Origin of the sequence: Loktanella sp. DJP18 (assembly GCF_049310965.1) — a bacterium.
Taxonomy (GTDB): domain Bacteria; phylum Pseudomonadota; class Alphaproteobacteria; order Rhodobacterales; family Rhodobacteraceae; genus Loktanella.
In genome coordinates this window covers 1-17,291 of the sequence record NZ_JBMERN010000079.1, presented here as the reverse complement: position 1 = coordinate 17,291, position 17,291 = coordinate 1, and the positions used below count along the sequence as shown (strand labels likewise).

Below are 17,291 nucleotides of genomic sequence, written 5' to 3'. Positions count from 1 at the left end.
CCAGTCCATGTTCGGCGAGGTGGCCGCGTAAGGCGTTGATCATCTGGGTGCGCTGGCCGACGAACATCTGCCGCGTGCGAAACAGCATGGCGCGGGCCTGCTGATCTTCCGTCTTCAATGTGACAAAGCGCATGGTTGGACGCATTGCAGCCTCTACGATGGCCTCTGCATCGGCCACATCGTTCTTTTGACGTTTGACGAACGGCTTCACATAGGCTGGCGGGATCAGGCGCACATTGTGCCCTAACTTCTCAAATTCCCGACCCCAGCTATGGGCCGTCGCACACGCCTCCATGGCAAGTACGCATTTGGGCTGCTGTGACACGAACGCGAGAAACTGACCTCGTGACAGCTTCTTGCGAAACGCGACGGAACCGTCATGATGTGCACCGTGCAGCTGGAAAACACGCTTTGCCAGATCGACACCGATAATAGTAACTTCGGACATGGATGCTCCTTCCTTCTGTGGTGGCTTCAACACTCATCATAGTGGCACATTGCGATGCCGTCGGGAGGGGGCATCCACGCCATCAGGAAAGGAGATGAACCATGGGCACAGTCAAGACGGATGAATTTCGCAAGGACGCGGTGCGGATCGCGTTGACCAGCGGGCTTTAACGGCGTCAGGTTGCGGATGATCTTGGGGTCGGCATGTCGACCTCATTTCGCCCAGCCTCCCAGAACGAATGACCATGCCCCCGATCGCAGCGCTCTTGGGCCTGTTGTGTCTCCTGGTTGCGAGGAGTCGATGACGCTGGGGGCTTATTGGGTTCGCACCAGGTGACACTGCGCCGGAAGATGAAGGCTCTTCAAAAGACGATCTGCTCGTTCTCGTCTTGGTGAGCAAGTTGGGCCGTTCCGTCCGGCTGCTGATTAACGCAGTCAGTCCGGCGGCCCGGGACAGGACACTGGCGGCGGCACGGACGCCATGATTGCGGCTCAGCGCCGGATGATCGCGGCATAGTACCGGGTCGGCCGGTGCGCCACACGTCAGTCGCGCCCCTGTCCATTCGAACTCGTCCAGCCGCCAGCCTACCGCGCGCCGGTCAAGAAATCCCTCATGTCAGGAGACAAAGAAATGATCGCTATCGTCTATTACCGCTACGGCCCTCCCGATGTCCTCAAACTCGCCGTGGTCCCAAAGCCTACGCCCAGGGACAACGAGGTTCTGATCCGCATTTATGCCACGACAGTCACAACAGGGGACTGGCGGGCGCGCAGTCTCCAGATGCCGGCGGGCTTCGGGTTCATGGGTCGCATCGCCTTTGGGGTATTCGGCCCACGTAAGCCGATCTTTGGGCGGCGAGTTGGCGGGTGTGGTAGAGGAGGTCGGCAAGGGGGTGACGCGCTTCAAGGCGGGTGACGAGGTCTTTGCCTTCCCGGGCGCCAGCTTTGGCAGCCACGCAGAATATCGGACCATATCCGAAGTTGGCCTAATCGCGCTCAAGCCCAACAGCTTGTCCTTCGACGAAGCGGCTGCCCTATCCTTCGGCGGCACGACAGCCCTGAGCTTCCTTCGCGACAAGAGCGGCATCAAGTGCGGGGACAAGGTCCTGATCGTCGGCGCCTCGGGCAGTGTCGGCACAGCGGCAGTCCAGATCGCCAAGCACTTCGGTGCGGACGTAACCGGTGTCTGCAGTACCACCAACCTCGACCTTGTTCGCTCGGTCGGCGCTGACCGGGTCATTGACTATACCCAAGCGGACTTCGCCCTCCAAAGGGAGACCTACGACATCATCCTCGACACCACCGGAACGACCAGCTTCGCTCGATGCGAGCACGCGCTGAAGTTGGGTGGTCGCCTGCTGCTCGTCCTGGGATCTTTCGCACAGACCTTGGGCCTAGAGCGTCCGTCAAAGGCGAGCGGCAAGAAGGTCATTGCCGGCGTGGCATCGGCCAAGGCAGAGGACATGAACTATCTCGCAGAACTGGCTCGAACTGGCGACTTCAGGCCGGTCATCGACCGCAGCTACCTGTTCGAGTGCGCGGCGGCGGCGCATGCTTACGTCGACACAGGACGGAAGAAAGGAAACGTCGTTCTGACCCTGCACCACCTCCATCAAGCCGCGCGGGCTGCGGCATAGAAGCGAGTCCCGGCTCGACTCCGGTAGACCTGGAGGGCACGCGCTGTCGCGTGCGTCGCCATCCTCATCGCCGAGGAGCCGTCAAGAGATCGGTGGCGGCCGGGAACTCAAGTCCTTCTCGTTGATCGTCATGAGGTGAACGGGGCCCGGGCCCGCCACCCGGAGGCGGCGGGGTTGGAGGCCAGTTCGGAAAACCTGCCCCCAATTACTTTTCAGGGCAGACGTTTAGCAACCGGGTAGCGGCGACCCGTCGCTTGCAGGCAGGTTTTTCAGGCGGAGATCGCGAACTCGCTCATCATGCCAGTCGCGAGATGCGGTATGTGGTGGCAGTGCAGCATCCATCGCGCCGCTTCGCCGGCATCCAGCGCCACTGTCACCATAGCCATTGGCGGGATGTAGACGGTGTCTCGCAGGGCGCCTCTGATCGCTCTGCCATTGACATTGACCACCTGGAACACATGGCCGTGCAGGTGCATCGGGTGGCCCATCATCGACATGTTGTGGAACGTGAACTCCACCCTCTCACCCGAACGCGCTTCGAGCGGCTTGTGATTGCCCCAGCTGCGGCCGTCGATGGTCCAGCGATAGGGCATCATTGCGCCCTGAAGCATTACCATGTGCCTTCGGTCAACCGGACGCGGGGGAAGCGGCGCGGCAGCGGCTTTGAGCATGAACTCTTGCGCAAGGTCGGTGTCAAAGGCAGGTGTCTTTGCGTCACCCAGCGACCCGATCGTCGCCACCGCCGCCCCCGGCGTGGCCAGGATCAGCCCGGTCCGCTCGCGTGCGCCCTCGCGCAGCGCGAAGACCGGAAACGCCCCGGCGCCGGGCAGGTCAAGCTCGATGTCGAGCCGCTGGCCCATGGCCAGACCGAAGCGGCGCCCGGACACAGGCTCGACCGCATGCCCGTCGGTTGCGACAAGCCGCGCCGGCACCTCGCCCGCGTCGATCCAGAAGCTCGTGGCGGCGGCGGCATTGATGACCCGCAAAAGCACACGGCCGCCGCGCTCGACCGGCACGATCTCAGGGTCCGACAGGGTGCGGTCGTTGGCAAGATAGGCGTCGAAGTCGAAGTCGTTCAGGTCCATCGCCATCCCGTCCATCGCCATGCCATCCATCTGCATGTCGCCCATCGACATGCCGCCATGGTCCATGCCCGACATGCTGCCCCCGGAGCCTTCCCCGCCCATCGCCTCCATGTCGTGACCGGTCATATTAGCGGTAATTTCGGCCAGCACCTCGGCGGCCGGGCGGAACGAGAAGTCGTGCAGGAACATCACGACTTCCTGCCTGTCGGCGGCGAGATCCTCGGGCCGACGCACAATCAGGGGCGCGGCCAGCAGAGACATCTCCTGCACCGGCACATGGCTGTGCATCCAGTGCGTGCCAGGCCGCGCCTCGAAGTCATAAGGCCGCGTCTCTCCCGGTGCCAGAAGGGGCAACGGCATGTCGGGTACGCCGTCCTGCACGTTGGGCGGGATCTGGCCGTGCCAGTGGATGATCGTGTCGACGTCGAGATCGTTGGCAAGATCGACCCGGAACCTCTGTCCGGGGTTCAGGATCAACCCCTGTCCGGAGGGTCCGGAAAGCCCTAAAACGGTGGCCGCGCGACCGTCGATGTCGAGCGTGCGGGTTGTGGCGGACAGGCGCAGCGGTGCTGAGGCCTGCGCGATGCCAGCGCGCGGCAGGCAAGCGGCTCCAAAAACCGCCGAACTTGCGGCGAGAAAGCCGCGACGTGAAACTGTGGTCATGGTCGTCTCCTCTGGACACCTGGTCCCGTTTCTAATGCTGATGGGTCGCCGCAGGCTTTCGCCCAGCCCGGGTTTGACCCGCGTGCGACCGGCCACTTGAGTCCATTCAACCGACACTTCTGTCCCGATCGGATTGGCGGAGGTTGCCGCGGGTTAATCCGATGTCGAACAGGATGTAGTCGGGCAGCTCCGCAAGTTCGCGCTGAGTGTTCCGGCGGTGTCTGGCCGCTCGCCATCGGCCAAATAGACCGGCTTGCGATTTCGCGGGCATTCGGGTGTCCCACGTTACTGGAAGGTCGTTGGCTTGCATTATGTTTGCTCCATTGTTGGTGGGTTCGAACCTGACATTGAACGTGACGTCGAGATCGAAGCCCTTATGCTGGTTCAGGTCGCATCGCGCGTGCCGGGGTAGCCCGCTTCGGCGAGAACGGCCTCGATCTCGGCGCGCGTGGCCGAGGTTTCGACGTCGATCTGGCGGTTCTCGGGGTCAGCTTTGACGACCGCGCCTTGGTCGACCGACTGGATCGCCTTGGTCACGCTCCGGGCACAGCCGAAGCAGGTCATGTTTTTAATGTGGAATTGCATGTTTGCCTCCTTTGATTGATTGGCAAGACAAGACTTGGGCGTTCCCAGCATTGGAGGGTCAAGGGATGATTTGCGATATTTTTGTGCGGCAGCTTTTGCCCGAAATTGCAGTGGCTTCGGATATTGGAAAGCGCACGCGTAAGGCTGCGCCACGTGATCGCAGAAAGAGAAAAATCTTCGCTTGACCCTCCCATCATGGGAGATCCCATGTCTTGGCGCATCACCACGAATCCGAAGGGAATCAGCCATGAATGCGCCAACCAGTTTCAACCGGGAGACCGTCTCACTCCCCATCGAGGGCATGACCTGCGCCTCTTGCGTGGGCCGCGTCGAACGCGCCCTTAAAGCAGTGCCTGGGGTCCTAGACGCCAGTGTCAACCTTGCAACCGAGAGGGCCGATGTCCGTCTCGCCGAACCTGTCAAGCGCGGAGATCTGATCCGCGCGGTCGAGGATGCAGGCTATACGGTTACGGCATCGAGAGTGGAACTCGCGATCGACGGAATGACCTGTGCGTCTTGCGTGGGCCGTGTCGAGCGGGCGCTGCGCGCCGTGCCTGGCGTGACCGAGGCCACCGTGAACCTCGCCACTGAACGGGCGACCGTAATGGGCAGCGTCGATGTGGCCACGCTGATCAGGGTGGTTGAAGAGGTTGGTTACGACGCACGGGCGGTCGATCGGAGCAGTGCCGCAAATGCCGAGGCCGAGGCGCAGAAGGAAGAAGAGCGTCGTGTCCTGTCTCGTGATCTGGCAATTGCGGCCGGCCTCACTCTGCCGGTCTTCGTCCTTGAGATGGGTAGCCATGTCATCCCCGGAATGCACCATCTGATCGCCTCGACCATCGGCTTGACGGCGAGCTGGCTGATCCAGTTCTTGCTGACCACGCTGGTGCTGGCGTTCCCCGGTATTCGGTTCTACCGGAAGGGAATCCCCGCGCTGCTGCGCGCCGCGCCCGACATGAACAGCCTCGTCGCCGTGGGAACGCTCGCCGCCTATGCGTATTCGCTGGTCGCCACCTTCGCCCCTGCGCTGCTGCCCCCGGGCACGGTGAACGTCTACTATGAGGCAGCCGCGGTCATCGTGACGCTTATCCTCCTTGGCCGCGTCCTCGAGGCGCGGGCCAAGGGCCGCACGTCCGAGGCGATCAAGCGGCTTGTCGGCTTGCAGGCGAAGACCGCCCGCGTACGGCGTGGCGAAAGCGTCGCCGAGATCGAGATCTCGGACGTCGCCCTTGGCGACATCGTTGAGGTGCGCCCCGGCGAGCGCGTCCCCGTGGACGGCGACGTAATCGAGGGCGAGAGCTGGATCGACGAGAGCATGATCACCGGCGAGCCGATCCCGGTCGCCAAATCGGCCGGCGCCCTGGTCACGGGCGGCACTGTCAACCAGACTGGCGCCTTCGCTTTCCGCGCCACCGCCGTCGGCGGCGACACGATGCTTGCGCAGATCATACGCATGGTCGAGGAGGCGCAGGGCTCCAAGCTGCCGATCCAGGGGCTGGTGGACAAGATCACCATGTGGTTCGTACCGGCAGTCATGACCCTCGCCGCGCTGACTTTCGGCGTCTGGTTGTTCTTCGGGCCCGATCCTGCCCTGACCTTCGGGCTCGTGAACGCGGTCGCGGTCCTGATCATCGCCTGTCCCTGTGCTATGGGCCTTGCCACGCCGACCTCGATCATGGTCGGCACAGGCCGCGGTGCGGAACTCGGCGTCCTCTTCCGTAAGGGCGATGCGCTGCAGGGTCTGCAGGACGCCCGTGTGGTCGCGCTCGACAAGACCGGCACGCTGACCGAAGGGAAGCCGACCCTGACCGACCTTGTCCTGGCCGATGGGTTCGACCGCGCTGACGTTCTGTCCCGCATCGCCGCTGTCGAGGCGAAGTCCGAGCATCCGATCGCCCGCGCAATCGTCAAAGCGGCCGAGGCCGAGGGCCTGATCCTGCCCGTGCTCGCATCCTTCGAGAGCGTGACCGGCTTCGGCGTCAACGCCGAGGCGGGCGGCATCCGCGTCGAGATCGGTGCCGACCGGTTCATGGCCAGGCTCGGCCATGATGTCAGCGCCTTTGCCGATACCGCCTCGCACCTCGCCGACGAGGGCAAGTCGCCGCTCTACGCCGCGGTAGGTGGGCGTCTTGCGGCGATCATCGCCGTGGCCGACCCGATCAAAGAGACCACGCCGGAGGCGATCCGGGCACTCCATGCGCTTGGGCTGAAGGTCGCCATGATCACCGGCGACAACCGCCGCACCGCCGAAGCCATCGCGCGGCGGCTGGGGATCGACGAGGTGGTGGCCGAGGTGCTGCCCGACGGCAAGGTTGCGGCGATCAAGCGGCTGAAGGCGCTTGGTCTGGTCGCCTTTGTCGGTGACGGCATCAACGACGCTCCGGCACTGGCCGAGGCCGACGTGGGTCTCGCCATCGGCACCGGCACGGACGTGGCCATCGAGGCGGCGGACGTGGTGCTGATGTCGGGCAGTTTGAAGGGCGTGCCGAACGCTATCGCGCTCAGCCGGGCGACGATGCGGAACATCCGGCAGAACCTGTTCTGGGCTTTTGCCTACAACGCCGCGCTGATCCCGGTTGCCGCCGGGGCACTGTGGCCGGTCTCGGGCATCCTGCTCTCGCCGGTCTTTGCGGCAGGGGCCATGGCGCTGTCGTCGGTCTTCGTCCTTGGCAACGCGCTACGGCTCCGCCGATTCGCCGCGCCGATGACCGACGTCGCCAGCGCCGCGCATTGAGCGCCGGGCGTCCCCGGTCTGGCCGGGGACGCTCTCCTAACCCCAACAATTCCAAGACAAGGAGACAAACCATGACCAGCACAGTCATCGTCTATTCCACGCCGACATGCCCCGACTGCCGCACGCTCAAGGCTTGGCTCGGCCGCCTCGGCATCGAATACGTCGAACGCGATCTGACCGATCAGGCCGTCATGGACGATGCAAAGCGCCGCTTCGGCGTGCGCGTCGCCCCAATCACCGAGATCGGCGACTGGTTCACCTACGGCACCTTCGAGGACCAGAAACCCCGGATCGAAGCTCGTCTCAAGGAGGCGGGGAAATGGCCGATCTGACCCTCGCGGCGTCGCGCTCCGATACCGGACGCCGACACCTTGTCCTCGGCACGCTTGGCCATACGGTCAACGACGCCTACACCGCCTTCCTGCCCGCGCTGCTGCCGATGTTTCATTTCCAGCTCGGCCTTGACGAGACGACGCTCGCAGGTCTTGTTGCGATCTTCGCGCTGTCGGCATCGCTGCCCGGGCCGCTGCTCGGAAGGCTCTCGGACCGCTTCGGCGAGGTGTCTGTGACCGCCGCCAGCGTGCTGTTCAGCGCGGTCTTGCTGAGCCTCCTTGCGGTGGTGCCGAGCGTGCAGGTCCTCTTTGTGTTGGTCGCGATCGCCGGGTTCGGCTCGGCTGCGATCCACCCGGCCGGTTCGATGCTCGTGCGGCGGGGTACGTCGCGCCCGGAGCTCGCTGTCGCCCTGTTTGCCGCGGGCGGTATGCTCGGATATGCGGCGGGGCCGTCGCTGCTGGCGGCCGCGCGCGATCTGGCTGGCCCCGCACTGCCCCTTGTCCTGCTGCTGCCCGGGGTTCTTGCCGCAGCGACGATCCTGACATTCGCCCCTCGCGGCGGTGACCGGCCCGAGTCCCGATCGGCAGGAGTTCGGCGTTTCGAGTGGAACCTCATCGTCGGACCGGTTGGCCTGATCACTCTGGCAGCCGCTTTTGCCTTCCTTCCGGTTACGGCGGTTCTGAACGGACTGCCCCTGTTCCTGATGGAGCGCCACGGCCTGTCGGATACCCATCCATCAATCGCCAGTACGCTCAGCACATTTTCACTCGCCGCAGCGGTCGGCGGTGTCGGCGTCGGTGTTCTGGCCGTTCGGCTGTCGCGCAAGTGGTTGCTGGTGGCGGTCCTGACCGGCAGCGTTCCCGCCTTCTTCGGCCTGCTCTCGCTGTCGCCGGAGACGACTAGCTTTACTTACGTGCTCTCCGCCGCCGGTGCGCTGAGCTGTGCCGCGACTCCGATCCTTGTCGTCGCGGCACAGGATTTCGCACCGCGCTCGGGCGCGACGGCCTCCGGCATGGTCTTCGGTATCGGCTCGGCGCTTGCGGGCCTCATGTACTTCGGCATCGGTGCCCTGCAGGTCGAAGTCGGAATGAGTCCGGCGCTGTCGCTTGCTTTCATCGCGCCAGCGCTTTCGGCGGCACTGTCGCTCTTTGTCCTGAACCGCATCCCATCGGTTGCGGTGACCTCCGTCACCGAAACGCTCTGTGCCTGTGCCGCCGCGAGCGGCATCGGCATCGTTCCCTGCGCCCCGGCGTGCACCCTTTCCTGCAACGGAGTATCGCGAAATGCCTGACGTCACCCTTCTTAACATCGGCCGGACCATCGCGGTGCCGGACGGACAGACAATTCTATCGGCCGCACTGGCCGAGGGCATCAATTATCCGCACGGCTGCAAATCCGGGCGCTGCGGATCGTGCAAGTCGCGTCTCTCCGGCGGTGAGGTCGATCTGCTCGACCACTCGCGCTTCGCCCTGACGTCCGATGAGCGCGATGGCGGACTGATCCTTGCCTGCCGCGCCGTACCGATAGGACTGGCGAGCGTGGTCTGGCTGAAGGACGAGGACGAGGCGGCCAGCCATGCCGTTCGCGAGGTGCAGGCCGTGGTCGTGGACGCCGGGCTGCTCACCCATGATATCCTGCGTCTGCGTCTCAAGGGGGCTGGCCCGGCGCTCGACTTCGCGCCCGGTCAGTATGCGACCCTCCGACTGGACGGCCTACCCGCTCGCGATTACTCGATGGCGAATGCGCCGGGTGCGCAGGAGCTGGAGTTCCATGTCCGTCGCGTTCCCGGCGGGCGAACCTCGGGTGCCATCCACGAACATCTCCACGTCGGCGACCATGTCCACGTGAAAGGTCCGCGCGGGTCAGCGCATCTGCGGTTGGGACACACCGGGCCGATCCTCGCCGTCGCCGGCGGCTCCGGCCTAGCGCCTATCCTCTCGATCCTCGAGAGCGCGGTCGCCCAGGGCATGCGACGGCCGGTCCGGGTCTATATCGGCGGGCGGGATGAGCGCGACCTTTACGGTCTTGAACGTCTGACCGAACTCGCCGAACGGCATGGCGACATGACGTTGACGCCGGTGCTGTCTTCCCCCGTCGCAGCGACGTTGCGGCGCGCAGGCTTCGTGCATGCTGCGGTCCGGGCCGACCTTGCGGACCTTGACGGATGGAAGTGCTACACGGCGGGGCCACCGGCGATGATCGACGCGCTGACGGAGACCGCGCTTGCACTGGGTCTTCAGCGCGATGACCTGCATGCCGACGTGTTCTTCACGCCCGAGATCAAGTTCGATACCGGGGACATCGCAGCGGCTGGCTGAGGCAGGCGAAAGCGGAGTGCCACGAGGCTTCATTGCTCTGGGCACTCCGTGGTGTTCGCCTCAATGGCGATACCGCCTTCAATTCCTGGGTATTGTCGGAAGCGCCATAAGGACGCTGTCCCGGGTGGACGCCAGCAGGGCCATTGCGCTGTCATGGCGGTGTCGCGGTGCCGGTCAGGATGGCAAGTTCGCCACCAGGTGGGCGTCGAAGGTGGCCAAGTCCTTCTTTTCATGTAGAGTACCTCCCGCGCCACAATCTCGCTGCCCGTCTGGGCGTTGATTTCCGACCGGGCAGGGAAGGCGATTTCGCGTCCCGCCATAGCGTCCCCAGCAGGCAGACCTCGCCCCGCCGCAATATCTTGACGCCCTGGAATCCGGGCTGGCGACGAAACATGGGGAGCGAGACGTGCTGCGCGAATGCCTCGTATTTGGCCGCACGGGCTTGGTCGACTCGCGTCGACCAGACCTTGCCGATCACGATCGCTCTCAGATGTCTTCATGGCGTTCCGCCCGGGTCGGCGCGATCCGCATCCGTCAGCCGATTGAAGTCAACCAGCGACCGCGAAGCCCCGGCGCGACGATTTCTTACGCACTGCCTTCGGCGGTACCACCTCTTCGGCGCTGAGGCCGGTCAGAATCGGGCAATCGGGCCGCGCGTCGCCGTGGCAGTAATGCGCCAGGTGTTCGAGCGTACCGATCATCTCGTCTAGCTCTCGGCGCCGCTGTTCCAATTCACGGACATGGTCCATCGCCAGCGACTTCACGTTGGCGCTGGCGCGGCTTCCGTCCTGCCATAGGTCCAGCAGCGCCGCAATCTGCTTCACCTGGAAGCCGAGATCGCGGGCCCGTCGCACGAAGCGCAGCATTGCGATGTTCTTGTCGGAATAGACACGATAGCCCGAAAGACTGCGCAGGGCGGCACGGACCAAGCCAATTTCTTCGTAATACCTCAGCATCTTCACTGAAATGCCGGTTGCCTTCGAGGCATCTCCGATATTCATGGCATGGCTCCATTCATTTCCGGCAATGCCGGTTCCGAATCTCTTCTACACCCTCCCACTATTGGAGGGTCAACAGGCTTTTCGCGCAATGGGTCATGGTTGTTCACGGCTATAACCGGCGTCTTCTTTCACAAAATCGGCGGTTTCGGAGCGGCGAACAGAAGTGGCGGTGTCCGGACCAGATACGACTCAAGCAAGATGCGCTCTTCGATTTCATCGGCCTCGACTTCGGGCAGGGTCATGCGCTCGAGCGTTGCGGTTCTCAAGAGTTGCAGAAGATGTCCGATCAAGGACGGGCGGTCGGCGGTGTGGGTGACGTGCGTCATCGAGATTCTCCACGACATGGAAGTTGCGACGAATCCCCTTCTCAGGCCTCCAAGGCAGGGAGGGTCAACACGAAGGACGCGCGACGCTCACTTCCCTAGAAAAGTTACTGGGGCGCACACCCTAACATGGTGGGAGGGGCGTTGACCCTGCCATGATGGGAGCCCTGAGGAAGCGAGGTACCCGCACGAATCGCAGCGGGCCAATCGCAACCAAAGGAGTTCCTCCGATGTCACTTCCCAATCCCGATCCCACGCGGTGGAAGGCGCTGGCGCTCTTGTGCGCAGCGCAGTTCATCGTGATCCTCGACACCTCGATCATCGGTGTCGCGCTTCCCGCCATCCAAGCCGATCTCGGTTTCACCGACGATGGTCTGAGCTGGATCTTCAACGCCTATGTGATCGCCTTCGGCGGTCTGCTTCTCCTTGGGGGCAAGCTTGCCGACGTGTTCGGCGCGCGCCGTGTTTTCCTCGCGGGGTTCGGTCTCCTGAGCGCAGCCTCGCTGGTTGCCGGACTTGCCGACAGTCAGTCCATGCTCCTCGCAGGGCGCGCTCTGCAGGGTGTGGGGGCGGCGCTGATCGCGCCGGCGGCCCTTTCCATTCTGATGCGCCTATTCGGCGCTCGTCCGGCCGAGCTTGGCCGCGCGTTCGGCTTTTGGGGCGCCTCCGCCGCAGCGGGCGGAACAGCAGGCGTATTCCTTGGCGGCGTCATCACCGAGTGGATGAGCTGGACCTGGACCTTCCTTGTGAACGTGCCGCTGGGCCTTGCCGTACTGGCCATAGGTCCGGCTGTTCTGCGCGCCATCCCCGGCACACGGGGCAAGATCGGTCTAATGGACTCTGCTCTCGTCACAGGCGCGATCGTGGCGGCCGTCTACGCCATCGTCACGGGTGAACAGGTTGGCTGGCTGGTCCCTCAGACCTTGTCCCTTCTGGGCGGGGCCGTCGGTCTGCTCGCACTGTTCCTGACCATTCAGGCGATGTCGCGTTCACCGCTTCTTCCGCTGAGGCTGTTCCGGGCGCCAGGCGTTGCTGCTGGCAACCTCGTCATGGCGCTTCTCGGCGCAGCATGGATCCCGCTGTGGTTCTTCCTGAACCTCTACCTCCAGTCGGCTCTCAACCTCTCCGCATTCGGATCCGGCCTGGCTCTCCTGCCAATGACGCTGGTCATCATGGTGTTCATGGTAAAGCTCACGGGACCTTTGATCGTCCGATTTGGCGTGAAACCCGTGATGGTTACGGGGCTGTTGGCGATGAGCGGTGCCCTTGGCCTACTGGCGACGATCCCCGCCGATGGAACCTACCTAGCCTCGGTTCTTCCGGCGTCGCTGATCGCGGCCCTGGGCATGTCGCTCGCCTACATTCCGGTCACCATGATCAGCATGGGTGGTGTGGCTCCTGAGGGCACTGGCCTCGCTTCCGGGCTTATCAACACGACCTACCAGGTCGGATCGGCGCTCGGACTCGCGGTCATGGTTTCGATCGCGGCGTCGCAACTCGCCGGCGCACCGCACGAGGCGGTAGACGCTCTGTCCGGGTATCGTGCCGCCTTCTTCGGTGCCGCGATTGTCGGGCTGCTCGCAAGCGCGATTGCTCTCGTCTTCGTGCGGGGCAACGGGAGGGTGACGAAAGTTGCCATAGGCTGACAGCAACACCGCCTCCGGCCGTTAAGCCGGAGGCAAATCTATATTTTTCTAAAAATCAACAATTTGCGACCCAGCGCAGGTTATAATTAGTCGGAAGTCCTGTCCGCTCCGCCACTTGCCCTTGGGATACGTTTCTCCCGCCCCAGCCGCTGACGGATTTGTTGCCCCATCTTCTCAGTAAGCGACACGGCGTCGCTGCTCTGCCGGGGGCAGAAAGTTTTCGATAATGTCCGCTATGGATACAGTCGGCAAGGCACCATGACAGGGATACACATGCCCTCGAACACGGTTAAATACGTCATGGACAACCGGCTCGGAGCACATATTGATTACTGAAATTGAACTCGATGGAAGAGCAAGATGGCTAGATCTTGTTTCCCCAACCGCGAACGAAGAAGCCGAAGTCGAAAACGTACTCGGCATTGACGTCCCGACCCAGGAGGATATCAAAAAAAACGAACCGTCGAGCAGGCACTATCGGGAGGATGGTGCCACGTTCATGGCGGCGCAGATCGTCGTGCATGGAGAGACGCCGCTGCCTCAGACCAGCAGCGTTGCCTTCATCCTGAAGAACGACACCCTCGTCACCGTCCGATATGAACAGAGCCGGGCGTTTGACCTGTGCGCTTCCGAGATTCAGCGTACAGACCGCAAACCCACGAGTACGAGCGCGTTGATAGGTCTGATCGAGGCTCTGGTGGACCGCACGTCCGAGTTGCTGGAAGGTGCGGCGAATGCCGCCGACGACATGGCCCTGTCATCGCTTCCCTTCAGCGAGCAACCTTCGAAGCGCCGAACGGTCGCCGAACTGGAGGGGGTGCTGGCCGAAATCCAGCGGCTGCACCGCCGGGTCGCGAAAGTCCGTGAAAGCCTTGTATCGCTGGGCCGTATGACCGGATACCTGCTCACCCAGTCGGAACTCGACGACCCCGAATTTCGTGAGCGCGCGAGAAGCATGAGTCGCGACATCATTTCGGTAACGGATCACGCAACATTCGTTGCCCAGAACATCCAGTTCGTCCTCGATACCCTGCTCGGCGTCATCAGCGTGGAGCAGAACGCTATCGTCAAGTTCTTCTCGATCGTCGCGGTCGTGCTTCTGCCGCCGACCCTGATCGCCGCAATCTACGGCATGAATTTCGAGACCATGCCCGAGCTGACATGGACCTGGGGCTACCCGGCCGCGCTCGGTGCCATGCTGGCATCCGCCGTATTGCCCTATCTCTGGTGCCGAAAGCGCGGCTGGTTGTGATACACTCGATTGATCCGCAGGCGAAGGTCGACATCGATCTGAACTTGAAGAGTGTCACCGTGGAGTCGGGTGCCGATCAATCCGCCGTTGCGGCCGGGCTCGAGCTAGCCGGGTGTCCGCCGCCCCGTGCGGCGTCACGTCTTGCGGGCTGTCGGTGACGATGCCAGGAGGAACGCTCTGATGGCGAGCGGGTTGTAATTTCTGGCAGAGCTGTTTTCCGGATGAACCAGTATTGACTCAAAAGTTTGGAGTGCCCCCCATCCTTGCAAACTTGAGGTCATGGCGTTCCATGAAGACCGGCAGGAGGGCGTTGGCATGTGCTTTGTAAATAAATGCATTCAACCCAACTTCGCCGAGAGCTGGGTGCCTTCGCTGGCCCACATCTTCTTCTCCAGTGCCTCGATCTTGGCACGGTGCCGGAGGTAGGTGTGCCAGCGCATCCATTTGGGCTTCTTTGGGAACCTCGCAAGCGTCCCACCTTCGTTCTGACCAAGCCTTCTGCGCAGACGGATAGCTTTTGTAATTTGGCGGTGCCCGGGTGTGACAAGTTCAACCTCATAGCGGCCGTCACCGCAAATACGACAGAACTCCGGATAGAGGATGGCGCAACGACGATCACAGCCGGGGCAAAGGAACCAGTATCGAACACCCCCGAAGTGACATGGTGTAGTGGTGATACGCACCCACTGGGAGATGAGCCGCATTCCGCGTGGCAGATCTCGGCCTAAGTGACGCACATCAATCTGCGTTTGGCGCTCACAAATCATTAGGCAAACCTTTCTGCTCAACCTCGGTCAGTTCAGCAATGCGGGCGGCAATCGGTGGCCAGGTGGCGAGGTCATTTGCGGCGCGGTCCACATCGTACTTACCAGTTTTCAGACGATAATTGGCGACAAACGCTGTCGGAAGTTCCTTAACATGGCTGATGACCCGCAGATCAAGGCCAATGTGGTCAAGGTAGGACAAGAGATCGCCGTCGTCATCGCTTTCGGCAAAATCGGCGAAGATGCTGAGGATGATGTTTTTCTGCTCTTGGGGGGTTAGGTCTGAGGTCTGCTTCGGCATTTCAGAAGTCCTTTTTATAGTCAGATTTCGAGAGCCGTGCTTCTTGGATTGCGGGCGCGGACCAGGGTATTGAGGGTCGGGATTCGCGATCCTTCGCGTCATCACATTTGTGGGCTGGAAGCGTCGGAAAAGGTGCACCTTGTCCGCACCTATCTGAACTACGCCGACCATTTTGCGGCTCCTTCGATTGTTTGACCTGTCAGGATTTGCCCCACCACCTCGCGGTCAAGGTGGGCCGCCCCACCACCACCCACCGCCCCCGTAGGGGGTGGTGGTGGTGTGGCACCTGTTTGGGGAACGTTTGCCCCACCTTGCCACACCATGTTTTTAGGGGTGGTGTGGCAGGTCATTCGGTGACCCATTCGCCCACCTCGATGCATGGGCGAGGCATCCGCTTTTTGTCCTCGCGTGTGACTTTCACCAGCGCCCCGGATGTGATCCACGTTTCGATCAGGCGCTTGATCCGCCTCTTGTCGGTCGAGGCGTCCAGCCCCAGAACATCGGCGACGATCACGCCCGCCCAATCTTCACCGGCTTGATCGGAATGGCGCGGGGACTTGCCCTCGATTGCGTTTTGCACCGCTAACAGATCCTTGACCGTCACCCCGTCGAAGGTGTCAGGCCATGCCCACGCCTCGGCCACCCCAACGCTGTCGCCGTTCGCCAGCAGGACTGACGCCATGCGCCTCCATTGCCGCGCCCCAGCGGGTGCCAGATTGGCTTTGTCGCGGGTGACTGCGAAGTAGGTTGAAAGATCGTCGGCGGGGATGCCCGCTGAGTCACGCTCCGCGCCTGTCATGCGGTTCAATACGCGGCCTGACCGTGCGGCCCCGAGCAAAGCCGATGCGCCCCTAGCGGCCTCTGTGGTGGCCTCTTCCCCGTTGGTCTTGCGGGTGTGGTGGACGATCTCGATGGAACATTTGCAGGCATCGGCCAGCTTGGCCCATTGCTTTGCCACCAGATCAATCGCGCCGTTATCGTTTTCGTTGACCTGGTGCGACGACACGAATGGATCGACCACCAGCACGTCGATCTTGCGGGCGCGGATCTGTCGCGCCAGATCGTCAAAGACCGGCCGAATGATCTGCGCCCCGTTATGGGTCTGGATCGCCGTGCATAGTTCCCTTTCCCGCCCGCTGTCAAAGAACAGCCGCCCGCCTAGGTCAGCGCCGCCAATGCCGTGGTGCTGCATCGCCGCCGCAATCCGGCGTTCCAGTTCATCCCAAGGATCTTCCAGATTGAACAGCCAGACCGACAAATCGCGCTCATGGACAGCATCACCCAGCAGATCGCGACCTGTGATGATTGCCAACCCTTCGACAATCGATAGCGACGACTTGCCCAAGCCGCCCGGTGCGACCGTGACAGACGCCTGCCTCCGCAACAGGTGCCGCCCGTAGAGCCACGGGCGCGGCCGGATCAGTGCCGGGTCGCGCCAGACGTAGGGAGTGGGCAGCGCCGATGCATCGGCGTCGGGTGCTTTAGGATACTCGACACGATAGGCCCGGTCCATTGCCTGGAGGCATTCGAAACCAGTGCGGCTATGATCCAGCACCACCTTCACGCTGCGGCCCTCCTCTGTATGAAGTCCACGAACGCGGCCTGCCGATCCGGGGTCATGAGATTGAAGGTGGCAAGACAATAGGCGTCCAGTTCCGCAGGTGCGGCCCTGTTGGCCCAGAAGGACGCCTCGTCCATGTAGTTGACCAGCGGTGGCAGCGGCATCGTGTGACCGCTGGCGAAAGCGCCGGCAACCTTTGCGGCGTTCTCTTCTTCCATCGACCGCAACGCGACGTAGGCCAATGCGCTGCGTTCGCGCTCGTCCAGCCGCGCCTGAAGGATCACCGGCAGGACCGCCCAAGCGTCAACGTGATCGAGGGTTAGCGCGTAGCAAATCGCCCGCGCGACGGATTGGTGTGCGGGATGCATAAGCTCAATTGTACGAGTCATGCTAGTCTCGCCTGCAAACAGGAATATGGGTCAGAGACTTTTTCCGGCTTCGGCAATGGCCACAATGCCCGCTTGCAATTAATACTGGAAAGATTCATTCCAATCGTTTGTGCTGTAGTGTTAATTTTCAAGGTTCAGATTCCTGAGTTGAAATCAGAGCCGGGGCCAATTATTGTCGCAATATATCAAAACTGCGTCGATTAAGGCCGCTGCCCGGACTGAGGGTGGCGGTCTTTTTAGGCGAAATCCACT

Annotated in this window: 17 protein-coding genes; 8 read left to right on the top strand and 9 right to left on the bottom strand. The window is 62.6% G+C overall.

Translation table 11 applies throughout. The features are described 5' to 3' along the window. Positions 1-448, bottom strand: a 448-nt coding sequence (locus ACOI1H_RS17795; RefSeq protein WP_422439184.1) for an IS110 family transposase, incomplete at its 3' end; no start/stop codon positions are given. A 630-nt stretch (positions 449-1,078) separates the two neighbouring features. Here ACOI1H_RS17795 and ACOI1H_RS17790 point away from each other — a divergent pair. Together ACOI1H_RS17790 and ACOI1H_RS17785 are read left to right on the top strand one after the other, a co-directional pair. Further along, positions 1,079-1,363 (top strand): hypothetical protein, encoded by a 285-nt coding sequence (locus tag ACOI1H_RS17790; RefSeq protein ID WP_422439182.1) that lies wholly within the window; start codon positions 1,079-1,081, stop codon positions 1,361-1,363. After that, the gene (locus tag ACOI1H_RS17785) at positions 1,341-2,084 is read left to right on the top strand and encodes an NAD(P)-dependent alcohol dehydrogenase (protein ID WP_422439181.1); all 744 of its coding nucleotides are present in this window, start codon (positions 1,341-1,343) and stop codon (positions 2,082-2,084) included. Before ACOI1H_RS17790 ends, ACOI1H_RS17785 begins: the two co-directional genes overlap by 23 nt. A gap of 269 nt (positions 2,085-2,353) precedes the next feature. On the opposite strand, the gene ACOI1H_RS17780 is transcribed toward ACOI1H_RS17785, so the two are convergent. The 3 genes from ACOI1H_RS17780 to ACOI1H_RS17770 all read right to left on the bottom strand — a co-directional run bounded on the left by ACOI1H_RS17780 (position 2,354) and on the right by ACOI1H_RS17770 (position 4,417). Beyond that, positions 2,354-3,832 carry a multicopper oxidase family protein gene (locus tag ACOI1H_RS17780; RefSeq protein ID WP_422439180.1) on the bottom strand — a complete coding sequence of 493 codons (1,479 nt, stop codon included), beginning with the start codon at positions 3,830-3,832 and terminating at the stop codon, positions 2,354-2,356. A 106-nt stretch (positions 3,833-3,938) separates the two neighbouring features. Then, positions 3,939-4,103, bottom strand: a complete 165-nt coding sequence (locus tag ACOI1H_RS17775) for a DUF1127 domain-containing protein (RefSeq protein ID WP_422439183.1) — start codon at positions 4,101-4,103, stop codon at positions 3,939-3,941. 113 nt (positions 4,104-4,216) lie between these two features. Continuing rightward, the gene (locus ACOI1H_RS17770) at positions 4,217-4,417 is read right to left on the bottom strand and encodes a heavy-metal-associated domain-containing protein (protein ID WP_422439179.1); all 201 of its coding nucleotides are present in this window, start codon (positions 4,415-4,417) and stop codon (positions 4,217-4,219) included. Between the two features lie 247 nt (positions 4,418-4,664). On the opposite strand from ACOI1H_RS17770, the gene ACOI1H_RS17765 reads away from it, so the two are divergent. From ACOI1H_RS17765 to ACOI1H_RS17750, 4 genes are all read left to right on the top strand, one after another. After that, positions 4,665-7,151 carry a heavy metal translocating P-type ATPase gene (locus tag ACOI1H_RS17765; protein WP_422439178.1) on the top strand — a complete coding sequence of 829 codons (2,487 nt, stop codon included), beginning with the start codon at positions 4,665-4,667 and terminating at the stop codon, positions 7,149-7,151. A 71-nt stretch (positions 7,152-7,222) separates the two neighbouring features. Continuing rightward, a complete protein-coding gene (locus ACOI1H_RS17760) occupies positions 7,223-7,483 on the top strand; it encodes a glutaredoxin family protein (protein WP_422439177.1) in 261 nt (86 codons plus the stop codon). Further along, positions 7,471-8,775 carry an MFS transporter gene (locus tag ACOI1H_RS17755; RefSeq protein ID WP_422439176.1) on the top strand — a complete coding sequence of 435 codons (1,305 nt, stop codon included), beginning with the start codon at positions 7,471-7,473 and terminating at the stop codon, positions 8,773-8,775. The genes ACOI1H_RS17760 and ACOI1H_RS17755 overlap by 13 nt, the downstream gene beginning before the upstream one ends. Beyond that, entirely contained in the window at positions 8,768-9,802 is a 1,035-nt protein-coding gene (locus tag ACOI1H_RS17750) for a 2Fe-2S iron-sulfur cluster-binding protein (protein WP_422439175.1), read from the top strand. Before ACOI1H_RS17755 ends, ACOI1H_RS17750 begins: the two co-directional genes overlap by 8 nt. Before the next feature lie 548 nt (positions 9,803-10,350). On the opposite strand, the gene cueR is transcribed toward ACOI1H_RS17750, so the two are convergent. Both cueR and ACOI1H_RS17740 read right to left on the bottom strand, forming a co-directional pair. Beyond that, on the bottom strand, positions 10,351-10,803 hold the full coding sequence (gene cueR / locus ACOI1H_RS17745; RefSeq protein WP_422439174.1) for a Cu(I)-responsive transcriptional regulator: 453 nt from the start codon (positions 10,801-10,803) through the stop codon (positions 10,351-10,353). Between the two features lie 128 nt (positions 10,804-10,931). After that, positions 10,932-11,129 (bottom strand): hypothetical protein, encoded by a 198-nt coding sequence (locus ACOI1H_RS17740; protein ID WP_422439173.1) that lies wholly within the window; start codon positions 11,127-11,129, stop codon positions 10,932-10,934. Between the two features lie 227 nt (positions 11,130-11,356). Here ACOI1H_RS17740 and ACOI1H_RS17735 point away from each other — a divergent pair, with 227 nt between their 5' ends. Next, positions 11,357-12,772, top strand: coding sequence for an MFS transporter (locus ACOI1H_RS17735; protein WP_422439172.1), 1,416 nt, complete (start codon positions 11,357-11,359; stop codon positions 12,770-12,772). A 325-nt stretch (positions 12,773-13,097) separates the two neighbouring features. Continuing rightward, positions 13,098-14,024 (top strand): magnesium transporter CorA family protein, encoded by a 927-nt coding sequence (locus ACOI1H_RS17730; RefSeq protein ID WP_422439171.1) that lies wholly within the window; start codon positions 13,098-13,100, stop codon positions 14,022-14,024. A gap of 756 nt (positions 14,025-14,780) precedes the next feature. Here the strand turns inward: ACOI1H_RS17730 and ACOI1H_RS17725 are convergent. The 3 genes from ACOI1H_RS17725 to ACOI1H_RS17715 all read right to left on the bottom strand — a co-directional run bounded on the left by ACOI1H_RS17725 (position 14,781) and on the right by ACOI1H_RS17715 (position 17,039). Next, a complete protein-coding gene (locus ACOI1H_RS17725; protein WP_422439170.1) occupies positions 14,781-15,089 on the bottom strand; it encodes a hypothetical protein in 309 nt (102 codons plus the stop codon). A 346-nt stretch (positions 15,090-15,435) separates the two neighbouring features. Continuing rightward, positions 15,436-16,653: an AAA family ATPase gene (locus ACOI1H_RS17720; RefSeq protein ID WP_422439169.1), complete on the bottom strand. Its 1,218-nt coding sequence runs from the start codon at positions 16,651-16,653 to the stop codon at positions 15,436-15,438. Continuing rightward, complete coding sequence (locus tag ACOI1H_RS17715) at positions 16,650-17,039, bottom strand: hypothetical protein (protein ID WP_422439168.1); 390 nt, start codon at positions 17,037-17,039, stop codon at positions 16,650-16,652. Before ACOI1H_RS17715 ends, ACOI1H_RS17720 begins: the two co-directional genes overlap by 4 nt. Between the last annotated feature and the right edge of the window lie 252 nt (positions 17,040-17,291).

Coding starts and splice junctions, on each gene's coding strand:
- ACOI1H_RS17790 (WP_422439182.1), top strand. CDS start 1,079: ATGATCGCTATCGTCTATTACCGCTACGGCCCTCCCGATGTCCTCAAA.
- ACOI1H_RS17780 (WP_422439180.1), bottom strand. CDS start 3,832: ATGACCACAGTTTCACGTCGCGGCTTTCTCGCCGCAAGTTCGGCGGTT.
- ACOI1H_RS17775 (WP_422439183.1), bottom strand. CDS start 4,103: ATGCCCGCGAAATCGCAAGCCGGTCTATTTGGCCGATGGCGAGCGGCC.
- ACOI1H_RS17770 (WP_422439179.1), bottom strand. CDS start 4,417: ATGCAATTCCACATTAAAAACATGACCTGCTTCGGCTGTGCCCGGAGC.
- ACOI1H_RS17765 (WP_422439178.1), top strand. CDS start 4,665: ATGAATGCGCCAACCAGTTTCAACCGGGAGACCGTCTCACTCCCCATC.
- ACOI1H_RS17760 (WP_422439177.1), top strand. CDS start 7,223: ATGACCAGCACAGTCATCGTCTATTCCACGCCGACATGCCCCGACTGC.
- ACOI1H_RS17755 (WP_422439176.1), top strand. CDS start 7,471: ATGGCCGATCTGACCCTCGCGGCGTCGCGCTCCGATACCGGACGCCGA.
- ACOI1H_RS17750 (WP_422439175.1), top strand. CDS start 8,768: ATGCCTGACGTCACCCTTCTTAACATCGGCCGGACCATCGCGGTGCCG.
- cueR (WP_422439174.1), bottom strand. CDS start 10,803: ATGAATATCGGAGATGCCTCGAAGGCAACCGGCATTTCAGTGAAGATG.
- ACOI1H_RS17740 (WP_422439173.1), bottom strand. CDS start 11,129: ATGACGCACGTCACCCACACCGCCGACCGCCCGTCCTTGATCGGACAT.
- ACOI1H_RS17735 (WP_422439172.1), top strand. CDS start 11,357: ATGTCACTTCCCAATCCCGATCCCACGCGGTGGAAGGCGCTGGCGCTC.
- ACOI1H_RS17725 (WP_422439170.1), bottom strand. CDS start 15,089: ATGCCGAAGCAGACCTCAGACCTAACCCCCCAAGAGCAGAAAAACATC.
- ACOI1H_RS17715 (WP_422439168.1), bottom strand. CDS start 17,039: ATGACTCGTACAATTGAGCTTATGCATCCCGCACACCAATCCGTCGCG.